Origin of the sequence: Thermomonas mangrovi (assembly GCF_028201335.1) — a bacterium.
Lineage (GTDB): Bacteria > Pseudomonadota > Gammaproteobacteria > Xanthomonadales > Xanthomonadaceae > Thermomonas > Thermomonas mangrovi.
Window position 1 is genome coordinate 53,700 of sequence record NZ_JAPEVV010000009.1, and the last position, 12,500, is coordinate 66,199.

General features: G+C 69.4%; 12 protein-coding genes. 7 read left to right on the forward strand and 5 right to left on the reverse strand.

Translation table 11 applies throughout. From position 1 onward, the window contains the following. Positions 1–190: 190 nt before the first annotated feature. From ON759_RS12740 to ON759_RS12750, 3 genes are all read left to right on the forward strand, one after another. Positions 191–925, forward strand: a complete 735-nt coding sequence (locus tag ON759_RS12740; protein ID WP_271680768.1) for a hypothetical protein — start codon at positions 191–193, stop codon at positions 923–925. Between the two features lie 10 nt (positions 926–935). Further along, positions 936–2,825, forward strand: coding sequence for a DNA topoisomerase IV subunit B (gene parE, locus ON759_RS12745; RefSeq protein ID WP_271680769.1), 1,890 nt, complete (start codon positions 936–938; stop codon positions 2,823–2,825). A gap of 84 nt (positions 2,826–2,909) precedes the next feature. Then, a complete protein-coding gene (locus ON759_RS12750) occupies positions 2,910–4,871 on the forward strand; it encodes an alpha/beta hydrolase family protein (protein WP_271680770.1) in 1,962 nt (653 codons plus the stop codon). 48 nt (positions 4,872–4,919) lie between these two features. Here ON759_RS12750 and hutG read toward each other — a convergent pair whose 3' ends face one another. From hutG to ON759_RS12770, 4 genes are all read right to left on the reverse strand, one after another. Next, complete coding sequence (gene hutG / locus ON759_RS12755; RefSeq protein ID WP_271680771.1) at positions 4,920–5,735, reverse strand: N-formylglutamate deformylase; 816 nt, start codon at positions 5,733–5,735, stop codon at positions 4,920–4,922. Then, a complete protein-coding gene (locus ON759_RS12760; protein ID WP_271680772.1) occupies positions 5,732–7,033 on the reverse strand; it encodes an NAD(P)/FAD-dependent oxidoreductase in 1,302 nt (433 codons plus the stop codon). Before ON759_RS12760 ends, hutG begins: the two co-directional genes overlap by 4 nt. A 90-nt stretch (positions 7,034–7,123) precedes the next feature. Then, the gene (locus tag ON759_RS12765; protein WP_271680773.1) at positions 7,124–8,572 is read right to left on the reverse strand and encodes a DUF418 domain-containing protein; all 1,449 of its coding nucleotides are present in this window, start codon (positions 8,570–8,572) and stop codon (positions 7,124–7,126) included. A gap of 279 nt (positions 8,573–8,851) precedes the next feature. After that, positions 8,852–9,334 (reverse strand): FKBP-type peptidyl-prolyl cis-trans isomerase, encoded by a 483-nt coding sequence (locus ON759_RS12770; protein WP_271680774.1) that lies wholly within the window; start codon positions 9,332–9,334, stop codon positions 8,852–8,854. 57 nt (positions 9,335–9,391) lie between these two features. On the opposite strand from ON759_RS12770, the gene ON759_RS12775 reads away from it, so the two are divergent. Next, positions 9,392–9,943, forward strand: coding sequence for a C40 family peptidase (locus ON759_RS12775; protein WP_345780552.1), 552 nt, complete (start codon positions 9,392–9,394; stop codon positions 9,941–9,943). A gap of 181 nt (positions 9,944–10,124) precedes the next feature. Further along, positions 10,125–10,763: a C40 family peptidase gene (locus ON759_RS12780; protein WP_271680775.1), complete on the forward strand. Its 639-nt coding sequence runs from the start codon at positions 10,125–10,127 to the stop codon at positions 10,761–10,763. A 58-nt stretch (positions 10,764–10,821) separates the two neighbouring features. Here ON759_RS12780 and ON759_RS12785 read toward each other — a convergent pair whose 3' ends face one another. Further along, positions 10,822–11,319: an acyl-CoA thioesterase gene (locus ON759_RS12785; RefSeq protein WP_271680776.1), complete on the reverse strand. Its 498-nt coding sequence runs from the start codon at positions 11,317–11,319 to the stop codon at positions 10,822–10,824. A gap of 76 nt (positions 11,320–11,395) precedes the next feature. Between ON759_RS12785 and ON759_RS12790 the strand changes: the two genes are divergently transcribed. Together ON759_RS12790 and ON759_RS12795 are read left to right on the forward strand one after the other, a co-directional pair. Beyond that, on the forward strand, positions 11,396–11,818 hold the full coding sequence (locus ON759_RS12790; RefSeq protein ID WP_271680777.1) for a hypothetical protein: 423 nt from the start codon (positions 11,396–11,398) through the stop codon (positions 11,816–11,818). Next, entirely contained in the window at positions 11,815–12,498 is a 684-nt protein-coding gene (locus ON759_RS12795; protein WP_271680778.1) for a class I SAM-dependent methyltransferase, read from the forward strand. Before ON759_RS12790 ends, ON759_RS12795 begins: the two co-directional genes overlap by 4 nt. Positions 12,499–12,500 lie beyond the last annotated feature (2 nt).

Genomic DNA, 12,500 nt, shown 5'->3' on the forward strand with positions numbered 1-12,500 from the left:
TTCTAAGGGCAAGCGCGGGCGGCTGCACGCGAGTGCGCCGGAAGCCGTTGATATCCAAGGACAAACCCGTACCGGCGAAGCAGTCTGCAGGGATCCGGGGAGACCGGCAGACCGGCACCGTCCGCCTTGACCCGCCATCCTGCAAAGGCCACTCTCCCGGCTTTGCCAAGACGAGCCGATCGAATCCCGCATGCGTGCCCAAACCCTGTTCCGGATCCTGTTCGCGGCCAGCCTGCTGGCGGTGCGGCCGAGCCACGCGACGCCCCCGGCCGATCCGCCGTCCTACCAGATGCGGACACCCGCCGAGACGAACCTCGGCGACATCCTCCAGGACCTGCAGAAGTTCCGCGCGTCGGACACCCATTTCTACCTGCTCATCTGGATGCCGTCGGCATTCTGGGCCAAGGCGATGCAGTCGAATGGCGACGACCCGGGTTCGACGCAGAACCGCAAGGTGCTGGCGCTCTTCGACAACTACACCGTCGTGGTGTCCACGAAGACGCGGCAGTCATTCGGCGAGGAGGACGAGTACGCAGGCCAGGATGAGTTGCGGAAATCCCTGCGATTGCTGGGCGATGACGGGAAAGCGTATTCCCCGCTGGACGACAAGCGGCTCGGCAGCGAAATGAAGATGATCGCGGCCATGCTCAAGACCGTCCTCAACCAGATCGACGAGAAGAACGCGGACCAGATGCACATCCTCGTGTTCCCCGGCAAGGATGGCGCCGGCAAGCGCTTCGCCGATGCGACGACGGACGGATCGTTGCGCTTCGAGATCGACGGACAGCGGTTCGCGTACCGCCTCCCGCTGGGCAGCCTGCTGCGGCCGCGGATCGACCCGGTCAGCGGCGAATCCTTCCCCGGCAACTACGGGTTCAATCCGTACACCGGCAACAAGCTCGACGCGGGCCCGGCCTCCAAGTGACCACGACGCCATGAGCAGTCGCTACAACGCCGCCGACATCGAAGTCCTCTCGGGCCTGGATCCTGTCAAGCGCCGGCCCGGCATGTACACCGACACCGCCCGCCCGAACCACCTGGCCCAGGAGGTCATCGACAATGCCGTCGACGAGGCCCTCGCCGGCCATGCGCGCAGCATAGCGGTCACGCTGCATGCCGACGGCAGCTGCGAGGTGGCCGACGACGGCCGCGGCATGCCGGTGGACATCCATCCGGAGGAGAAGATCCCCGGCGTCGAATTGATCCTCACCCGGCTGCACGCGGGCGGCAAGTTCAGCAACAAGAACTACACCTTCAGCGGCGGCCTGCACGGCGTCGGCGTGAGCGTGGTGAACGCGCTGAGCCGGCGCGTCGACGTCTACATCAAGCGCGACGGCAACGAATACCACATGGCCTTCGCCGACGGCGACCGTGCGTCGAAGCTGGAGGTGGTCGGCAGCGTGGGCAGGAAGAACACCGGCACCCGGCTGCGCTTCTGGCCGGACCCGAAGTACTTCGACACCCCGAAGTTCGCCTTGCGCGCGCTCAAGCACCTGCTGCGGGCCAAGGCGGTGCTCTGCCCCGGGCTCACCGTCAGCCTGTTCGACGAGGCCAGCGGCGAACGCGCCGAATGGCATTACGAGGATGGCCTCCGCGACTACCTCAAGGGCGAACTCGCCGACCGCGAACTGCTGCCGCCCGAGCTGTTCGTCGGCAACTTCCGCAAGGACACCGAGGTGGTCGACTGGGCCGTGGCCTGGGTGCCGGACGGCGAGCTGGTGCAGGAAAGCTACGTCAACCTGATCCCGACCGCGCAGCACGGCACCCACGTCAACGGCCTGCGCACCGGCTTCACCGACGCGCTGCGCGAGTTCTGCGACTTCCGCAACCTGCTGCCGCGCGGCGTGAAGCTGGCGCCGGAGGACGTGTGGGACCGCGTCGCCTTCGTGTTGTCGCTGAAGATGACCGACCCGCAGTTCAGCGGGCAGACCAAGGAGCGCCTGAGCTCGCGGCAGGCCGCCGGCTTCGTCGAAGGCGCCGCGCACGACGCGTTCTCGCTGTGGCTCAACCAGCACACCGAGTTCGGCGAGAAGATCGCCCAGCTGGCGATCGAGCGCGCATCGGCGCGCCTGAAGACCGAGAAGCAGGTCGTCCGCAAGAAGGTGACCCAGGGCCCGGCCTTGCCGGGCAAGCTGGCCGACTGCATCAGCCAGGACCTGTCGCGCACCGAGCTGTTCCTGGTCGAGGGCGATTCCGCCGGCGGCAGCGCGCGACAGGCCCGCGACAAGGACTTCCAGGCCATCCTGCCCTTGCGCGGAAAGATCCTGAACACCTGGGAGGTGGCCTCGGGCCAAGTGCTCGGATCGCAGGAAGTGCATGACCTCGCCGTCGCCATCGGCTGCGACCCGGGCAAGGACGACATCGAGGGCCTGCGCTACGGCAAGGTCGTCATCCTCGCCGATGCCGACAGCGACGGGTTGCACATCGCCACCCTGCTCAGCGCGCTGTTCCTGCGCCATTTCCCCGCCCTGGTGCGCGCCGGCCACGTATTCGTGGCGATGCCGCCGCTGTTCCGCGTGGACGTGGGCAAGCAGGTGTTCTACGCGCTGGACGAAGAGGAAAAGCGCCTGCTGCTGGAGAAGATCCAGCGCGAGAAGCTCAAGGGCCAGGTCAACGTCACCCGCTTCAAGGGGCTCGGCGAAATGAACCCGCAGCAGCTGCGGGAATCGACGATGCACGTCGACACCCGCCGGCTCGTGCAGCTGACCGTCGACGACGACGATGCCACCCGCGCGCTGATGGACATGCTGCTGGCGAAGAAGCGTGCCGGCGATCGCAAATCCTGGCTGGAGCAGAAGGGCGACCTCGCCACGCTCGAGGTGTGAATTATTGACGGGGGCGCGATCCGCTCCCGGGACCGTTATCCTTCCGCCCGAACGCCACAGGACGTGGCGATGAGGGAAACCCAGATGAAGTTCGCTCCGCTCGCGGTCCTCGCCACCGCGCTCTTGCCGCTTGCCGCGCAGGCGCAGGTCATCCCGGCCGAGGATTTCGCGCGCTACGCCGAAATCGACGACGTCGCGCTCTCTCCGACCGGCGATTACCTGGCCATGGCGATTCCCTCGGTGGATGGCAAGGAAACCAATCTGCAGATCGTGAAGCTGGCCGATGGCAGCACGATCAAGACGCTGCGCTTCGGCCAGGAATCCCACGTGACGGGCGTGACCTGGACTGATGACGAAACGGTGACCGTCGCGCGCGCCAAGCGATTCCCGATGGAGGAGTTCACTCGCTCCATGGGGCAGCTGATGTCGACCGACCTCACGGGGGCCCGGCAACGCACGCTGTTCGCCTATGTGCCGGACGAGGGCACCAAGCGTGGCCGCAACAAGGACCTGGGCTGGGCATTCCTGGAGAAGGTGCTCGACAAGGAGCCTGGGATGGCTCTGGTGAAGTTCTATTGCTATCCGAGCGAGTGCGGCGAGGACGGCGACACGGTCGTCTTCAAGGTCGATACCCGCACTGGCAACCGCCAGGAAGTGGAGCGCATCAAGGACGGCGACGTCGAGAGCTCGCTGCTGTTCGACCACCAGGGCATCGCCCGGTTGGCGTACTCGGAACAGGCGGACGGCACGCCCAAGATGAGCTACCGCCCGACGCCTTCGTCGCCATGGACGCCCCTTCCGGCGTCGATCGCCGGGTACGAGGTGAACGGCGGTGTGTTCGCGCAGGACAACAACACGCTCTACGGCCTTGTTTCCGACAAGGGCGAGCCCGTGCAGCTCTACAAGATCGACCTCGCCGCCGGAACCCGCACCCGACTGGCCGGCCGCGACGACGTCGAAGTCGGCGCCCTCATGACCGCCGGCCGCGAGCGGGTTCCGTTCGCGGTGGCGTACACGGCCGCCGCACCCAGCGTGCAGTACCTGGATCCGGCCTCCGAGTGGGCGCAGCTGCATGCCGCGCTGATGAAGCGCTTCGCCGGGCAGATGGTGTATTTCCTGCAGTTCACCCGCGACGACGGCAAGGTCCTGTTCACCACGCGCAGCGACCGCGTGCCGGCCAACTACTACGTCATCGATCGCAAGAACGGGAACAAGATCGCGCAGGTCGGATCCCGCCGGCCGTGGTTCGAGGGCAAGGCGCTGGCATCGATGCGCCCGATCGAGTTCAAGACCCGCGATGGCCAGGTCCTGTACGGCTTCTTCACCGCGCCGGTTGGCGCGAAGGGCCCGGTGCCGACCGTGGTGATGCCGCATGGCGGCCCGTTCGGACCGGCCGACACCTGGGGCTTCGAGGACGACGTGCAGTTCCTCGCCAACCGCGGCTACGGCGTCCTGCAGGTCAACTACCGCGGTTCCGGCGGCCGCGGCGACCGCTTCATCAACGCGTCCTACAAGCAATGGGGCGGGATGATCCAGAACGACATCACCGATGCGCTGAAGTATGCGATCGACGCCAAGCTGGCAGACCCGGACCGGGTGTGCATGTACGGCGCCAGCTTCGGCGGCTATTCGGCGCTGATGCAGCCGATCCTCAATCCCGGCATGTACAAGTGCGCGATCGGATACGTCGGCGTCTACGACCTTCCGCTGCTGAGCAAGAGCAAGGAAGCCGAGGCCGAGGACACCGAGCGTTTCTTCTCCCGCTCGCTAGGCGAGGACATGGAGGTGCTCGCGAAGGCATCCCCGGCCAAGCGCGCCGGCGAGGTCAAGATCCCGGTGATGCTGGTGCACGGCAAGTCGGATTCGAACGTCGGCATGAACCAGTTCCGCGCGATGGACGCGGCGCTCCGCGACGCCGGCAACCCCGCGGACACCTTCCTGGGCGCGGGCGAGGGCCACGGATTCTCCAATCCGAAGAACATCACCGAGCTCTACAACCGCATCGAGGCCTTCCTCGGCAAGTACATCGGACCCGGCGCCAAGTAACGGCAGGTTGCGCGACACCCCGGAAAAGGCGGCCATCGGCCGCCTTTTTCATGCCGCCAGCGCGGCCTCCAGCATGGTCCCGAGCAACGGCTGCAAACGGGTTGCCGCGACTTCGTCGTACGCGAGCGAGGCCTCGTCCATGTAGGTGCGCTGGCTGAGTTCCAGCTGCACCGCGTCGATGCCGTTGGCGGGATCGCCGTAGTGGCGGGTGATGTGGCCGCCCTTGAAGCGTCCGTTCGCCACCCAGTCGTACCCGGCTTGCCGGCCCATCACGGCCTCGACCCCCGCCTGCACGTGCGGCGCGCAGCTGGCGCCACTGGCCGTCCCGAGATTGAGGTCGGGCAAGCGGCCGTCGAACAGGAACGGCAGGCCGGTGCCGCGGATGGAATGCCCTTCCCACAGCAGCACGCGCCCATGCGCCGCGCGCAGCCGGTCCAGCTCACCGCGCAGGGCCTGGTGGTAGGGCCGCCAGTAGCGCGCGATGCGGGCGGCCACCTCGCCAGCGTCGGGTTCCATGCCGGGCAGGTACACGGGCTCGCCATCGAAGCGCACCAGCGGCACCAGGCCGGTGGTGTTCTGGCCCGGGTACAGGCTGGTGTCGTCCTCGCCGCGGTTGAGGTCGATGACGTAGCGCGACCAGCGCGGCACCAGCATCGACGCGCCCATGTCGCGCGCGAACGCGTACAGCCGCGATACGTGCCAGTCGGTGTCCGGCGCGTTACGCGCGGTCGGTGTCATCCGCACACGCAAGTCCGCGGGGATGTCGCTGCCATCGTGCGGCAGGCTGACCAGCAGCGGGATGCGCCCGCGATGCAGGATGCAGACGTCATCGAAGGCGACCTCGCCCGCGCCGGCGTCGTTCATGCGAAACGCGCTGGATCGAATGCCGCGGGATCCACCGCGGGCGCGCGACCGGCGACCAGGTCGGCGAGCAACTGCCCGGTGCCCGCGCTCATGCCCACGCCCATCATGCCGTGCCCGGTGGCCAGCCACAGGTGCCGGTGCCCGGGCGCGCGGCCGATCAGCGGGATGTCGTCGCGGCTCATCGGGCGCCAGCCGAACCATCGCTCGCGCAGCTCTGGGCCGACCGGCGCGTGCAGGTACTTGCGCGCGCCGCGCTCGAGCGCGCCGAGGCGGCGTTCGTTGAGGCTGTCGTCGTAGCCGGAGAACTCCATCGTGCTGCCGAGGCGGAAGCCGCTGGGCCACGCGGTCACGCACACCGAGACCTCGCGCAGGGTCAACGGACGCCTGGGCACCAGGCCCGGCGCGCTGTAGGTGATCGAGTAGCCCTTACCGGGCTGGATCGCCTTGCGCAACCAGCGCAGCCCGATGGTCGAGGCCAGCAGCGGCGACCATGCGCCGGCGGCGACCACGGCGTCGCGCGCGCGCAATTCGCCCGCGGCGGTGGTGGCGCGCACGCCTTCGGCATCGGCCTCCAGCGCGTGCAAGGCGCAATGCTCGAGGATCGTGCCGCCACGTTCGCGCACCGCGCGTGCAAGCTCCGCGACGTACTTGTCGGGACGCAACGCGGCATCCCCGGAGAAACGGATCGCGCCGGCCACGCCAGGCTTCAGCGCGGGTTCCTGCGCCTCGAAGGCGGGCCCGTCGATCACCTCGGAGGCGATCCCGAACTCGCGCAGCATCGGCAGCTCTCGCAGCTCCTTGTCCATCGCCGACTGCGTGTGGAAGACGTAGTCCTCGCCGCTTTCGGTGAATTCGCAGTCGAGGCCGTGGGTGGCGATCCAGTCGGCAAGCCGGGCACGGGAATCGTTGAGCAGGGCCGATTTGGCGCGCGCGCTCTGCAGCCAGTCGTGGTGGTTGCAGCGCCGCGCGAAACCCCCGAGCCAGCGCCACAGCGCCGGGTCGAAGCGCGCCGGGATATAGAGCGGCGCGTCCGGCGTGAACATCCATTTCAGCGCGCGCGTGATCGTGCCCGGCGCCGCCAGCGGCGGCGCATGGCTGGGGGTGATGGTCCCGCAGTTGCCGTGCGAGGCGCCGCCACCGATCCGGCCCGCGTCGATCACAGTCACCCCCCGGCCGTCCTGCAGGAGGGCAAGCGCGCAAGCAAGGCCGGAGACGCCGGCACCGATGACGAGGACGTCGGTGTCGCGCGGCAGCGCGTGTCCACCCGCATCGCCTGCGTGGAGGGCTTCGGATTGCATGGATCTGGACTCCGCAGTGGCCGGGGATCCGGCGCCACGGCCGGATCGACGGGCACAGGATATCGTCGCCGGAACCTCCGGTCTCGCGGATCAGGCGCTGATTCGCATCGCTGGCGGTCGCCCGTAGGTCGCCCACCGCCAGAGCCACTCGAGCGGGCCGTAGCGGAACCGCGACAGCCACCAGCGGCTGGCCAACACTTGCAGCGCGAACACCAGCACCACGTAGAGCAACTGCTGCGCGCGCGGCATGCCCCAGTGCCCCAGCCCGTAGCCATAGAACACCCAGGTGCCGATCACCGACTGCGCGATGTAGTTGGTCAGCGCCATCCGCCCCGCCGGTGCCAGCAGCGCCAGCCACCGTCGCAAGCGACCGTGCAGGCCCAGCACGATCGCGCCGATGTAGCCGAGGCTGGCCGCCAGGCTGCCGAGCAGCCCCAGGCCCATTGCTACCTGGAACGCGGCATCGTTCTGCCCGCGCAGGTGGCTGGGCGCGAGCAGCACCCCGGCCACGCTGAGCCCGATCCCCAACGGGATGCCCAACCAGGCCAGCCAGCGGAACAGGCCCAGGTGCGCGGCGGGATCGGTCATCACCCCGGCACGGATGAACCAGGCGCCCAACAGGAACAGGCCCAGCACGATGATCGCGAACCCGACCGACTGGCCCTGCATCTTCAGGAAATGGCCCGCGCGCCAGGCGGTGGCGTCGGCGTAGCTCTCGCCGCGCATCAGCCGGGTCTCGTCGGCGATGTCCTGCAGGTGGGTCGCGCGTTGCGCGGCGCGCTGCGCGATGCCGGCCTCGATCGCCTTGCGTTCGACCGGCGTCCTCGCCTCGGCCAGGCGGACCCGATCCTGCTCCGCTTCGGGCGGACGTCCGAGCATCGCGGCGCTGCCGAGCGTCATCGCAAGCGCCGGCAACAGGTACAGCGCCAGGCCCGCGGCCCGCCAGCCCGAGACCGGCCAGCGTCGCAATGCGTACGCGACCGCCCCGAGCAGGAGCACGGGGATTCCGAAGCCGAGCATGGGCTGCCACGGCAGCGGATGCCCGACGGCGCCCGCCGCGCCGAAGGCCGCCGCCAGCAGGAGCAGCACCACGCCCAGCCACAGCAGCACCTGCGGCTTGGCGGCGAACACGATCACCAGCAGCAGGGCGCCGGTGGCGTAGCTGAAGAGGATGTCGCCGGTCCACACCGCGATGAAGTGCAGCGCGCCGAACGCCGCCAGCGCCAGCGTGCGCCGCAGGTAGGGCAAGAGGAAGCCGCGGCCGGCCACCGTCGCGCGCGCCAGCATCACCGCGAAGCCCATCCCGAACAGCAGCGAGAACATCGTCCAGAACTTGCCGCGGACGAAGACCTGCACCAGCCAGCCGGCCCAATAGTCGAGCCCGGTGGCACCCAGCGGCAACCCGGCATCCAGGTCGCCGATCGGTCGGTTGAAGAACTCGACGTTCATCAGCGCGATGCCCAACAGGGCGACCCCGCGGACGACGTCCAGCGCCTGGATGCGGTCACTGGAGGCGACCGGCCGGAATTCTGCATGCATGTGGCATCCCCCGATGCGTGGCGTCCGGACATTAGCGCATTCCGCGGCGGCCGCCACAACGCGCCGGAGGTCACTGCGCCTTCCGGCATGGCCAATGGAAACGGCCCGCTTGCGCGGGCCGTGCCGGATGCATGAAGCGGATCGGAGCCGTCGCGAGCGAAGGCGCTTCGCGTGCGCGCGGAGCGCAGCAACCTCAGTCGACTCAGGCGTCAATGAGGATTGCGAGCACCGTACGCGCGCGCAGCGGCGAGCGCAGCAGGCGCCGGACGGTCCATCGGATCAATGGTGGTGGCCACCCTCGCCGTGCACATGGCCATGCGCCAGTTCTTCGGCGCTGGCCTCGCGCACTTCGACGATCTCGATGTCGAAGTCGAGGTCCTTGCCGGCCATCGGGTGGTTCAGGTCGACGTCGACCACGCTCATCCCCACCTTCTCGATGGTGACCGCGCGCGGCCCGAAGTTGGTCTGCAGCACGACCTGCATGCCGGGCTCCAGCTTCTGCGCGCCGAAGTGCTTCTTCGGGATGCGCTGGCTCAGGCCCTCGCGGCGCTCGCCGTAGGCTTCCGCGGCCGGCACCGTGGCCTGGAAGCTGTCGCCGGCCTCGCGCCCGTCCATCGCCTTCTCCAGGCCAGGGATGATGTTGCCGTGGCCGAACAGGATGGCGATCGGCTCGCCGCCGTCCTTGGAGTTCTCGACCGCCGCCTGGCCGGTCTCGGCGACGGCATAGTGGAAGCGGACGACGCGGTCTTTCTCGATCTTCATGCGGATCCTCGGGTGGTGGCGCTTGCCGCGTCGGGGCGATGCGGGAACACTGCGCGGATGATGGAACCAGCCGACTGCCAGCAGCGACCGGGCGCGCATTATCGGCGCATCGCCGCGCTGGCGCTATCGATGGCCTGGCTGGCCGGCTGCGGCGGCGGCGAAGCCAGCCACCGCGCCCGCGTCGCATCCCCACCCCCGCGCGCCTGGCCGGTGGTCGCCCCGGCCGACCCGGCACGCGCGAATGCCGTGCTGATGCGCGCCATCAGCCTGGTCGGCACGCCGTACCGCTGGGGCGGGAATACCCCCGAGGGCGGCTTCGACTGCAGCGGACTGGTGAACTACGTGTTCCGCGACATGCTGGACGTGCGCCTGCCGCGCACCTCGCGCGAGCTGTTCGGCCTGCAGGGACCGCGGATCGCGCCCGGCCAGCTGGCCGGCGGCGACCTCGTGTTCTTCAGCAGCGGCGGGGCTGTCAGCCATGTCGGGATCTACGTGGGCGAGGGCCGTTTCGTCCATGCCCCCAACAGTGGCGGCACCGTGCGCCTGGACCGCCTCGACGGCAGCTGGTGGCGTGAGCACTACACCGGCGCACGTCGCCTCCTCCACTGATTCCAGTCGAATCAGGCACTTGCGCGGCGCGCATTCAGCCGGTCCGGACAAACATGAACAGGCGTCGCGGCCGAAATTGTGACGGGATCCCGCATTCAGTCGCGTCCGGCTAACGTTCTTTTTACCCTTCACCCGGCCATCACGGGCATAGTCGCCCTCGGTTCGAACTCGTGATGACCGCGTGACGACAGCTTCCCTGCCCCACGGCCATACCGCCCGCCGCGTCCTGCGGCTCTCCCTGGCCCTCCTGCTCGCGGCGCTGTCGGCGCCCCTGCTGGCCGCCAACCCGCCGCCGGCGGTTTCGAACATCCCCGCGACGCCTGCACCGTCCGATCCGCTGGCCGCCATGGCCCCGGTCGAGTTGGCCACCCCGGATTCCGCCCCGATCGCCGAGCAGCTGCAGGCCCTGCAGGCCGCGAGCGCCGCGCCGAGCACCTCGACCCGGGTCAAGACCGTCCTGCAGCGCGCGTTCGCCCTGCTCGGTACCCCGTACCGCTGGGGCGGCAGCAGCCCGGATGGCGGCTTCGACTGCAGCGGCCTGGTGGGCTACGTGTTCCGCAGCATCGGCATCGACTTGCCGCGCGTGTCCCGCGCGATGGCCAACGAAGGCGTCGCGATCACCGACCGCACCGCGCTGGCCGAAGGCGACCTCGTGTTCTTCGGTCGTCGCGGCCGGGTCGACCACGTCGGCATCTACGTTGGCGACGGCAAGTTCCTGCACGCCCCGCGCACCGGCCGGGACGTCACCGTGTCCAGCCTCACCAGCGGCTACTGGGCGCAGAAGTACATGGAAGCGCGCCGGGTCGCGGTCGGCGGCTGAGCCCGCCCTTCGCACGCCCGCACGACGCCGCCTCCGGGCGGCGTTTTCGTTTGCAGCCTCAGTCGGGGCGCCCGGCCTCGCGGTAGCGCGCGACGGTCTCCTCGATGCCCTTGCTCAGGGCCATCACCTGCAGGGCGTACTCGGCCAGCCGGCGGTCCTCGTCGGTGGTCGGCGTCCAGCCGGGGACCGGAACCGGGCTGCCCTCCACCCCGTCCAGGGCGACGAACACGATCACGCAATGCGTGCACAGGCGGTCGCCGTGCTCGTCCATCGGATCGCGCGCATGCACGTCGACCGCGAAGTGCATCGAGGTGGTCCCGGTATGCACCAGGGTGGTCTTGACCGTGACCAGGTCGCTGATCCGGATCGGCGCGACGAAGCGGATCCCGCCCACCGCCACGGTCACGCTGTAGCGACCGCTCCAGCCCACCGCCGCGGCATAGCCGGCCTGGTCGATCCACTTCATCACCTGGCCGCCGTGCACCTTGCCACCGTAGTTCACGTCGGTGGGCTCGGCCAGGAACCGCATCGTCAACGTGCGCTGGTGTCCGCTCATGCCGCCATCCTACGCCGTGCTTGCGGGCGAGAGGGCCGCGCGCGAGAGTGCACCGGCAACCACGGGAGGGGACTCCATGGGCCGTACCTTGCTTGCCGCGCTCGCCGGACTGGCGACTGCCTTCGCGACCATCATGCTGGTCGAATTCGCCGGCCACGCGCTGTATCCGCCGCCTCCGGGCATCGACCCCGCCAACAACGCCGACATGGCACGCCTGGTCGGCACCCTGCCGATGGGTGCGCTGCTGATGGTCGTGGTGGCCTGGGTCATCGTGGCCTTCGATGGCGGCTTCGTCGCTGCCCTGCTCGCCGGCAGCGCGCGACCGCGCATGGCGGCGTTGGTGCCGGGCCTGATGGTCACCGCCGGGGTGGTCGGGATGATCGTGGCGATACCGGCGCATCCCGCCTGGATGGCGGTGGCCGGCCTGGTGCTGCCGGTCCCGGCCGCACTCGCAGGCGGCGCGCTGGCGACCGCGGTGCGCGCCCGGATGCGGCGATGACCGCACCCGCGGATTACCACGACCGCCTCAACACCGACCTGCTGGCACGCCTGCCGGCAGGCGCGCGCTACGTCCTCGAGATCGGTTGCGGCAGCGGCGTCCTGGCCCGCGCCTACCGCGCCGGCCACCCTGCGGCCGATTACACAGGCGTCGAATGCGATGCCGCCGCGGCCCGGCGCGCCCAGGCCGCCTGCACGCGTGTGGTGCTGGGCGACATCGAGGCCGCAGCCTGCTGGCAGGCGCTCGACCAGCTGCGCCCCGGACCGGGCTGGGACCTGGTGGTGCTGGGCGACGTGCTCGAACACCTGCGCGATCCGCTGGCCACGCTGGCGGGGCTCGCCGCACGCGCCTCGGTGGAGGCCCGCTGCGTGGCCTGCATCCCCAACGTGGGCCACGTGTCGCTGGTCTACCAATTGCTGCAGGCACGCTGGGATTACGCCGACGACGGCCTGCTGGACCGCACCCACCTGCGCTTCTTCACCCAGCCGACGATGGTGGCCCTGTTCGCGCAGGCGGGCTGGGAGGTGCAGGCCTGCACGGCGCGCGTGTTCGAGCCCGAGGCCACCGAGCGCGCGCTGCTGCCCTTGCTGGAGCTCGCCCCGCGCCTGGGCATGGACACCGAGGCAATGCGCCTGCATCTGTCGGCCTACCAGTGGCTGGTGGAGGCGCGCCGCCGGTAACG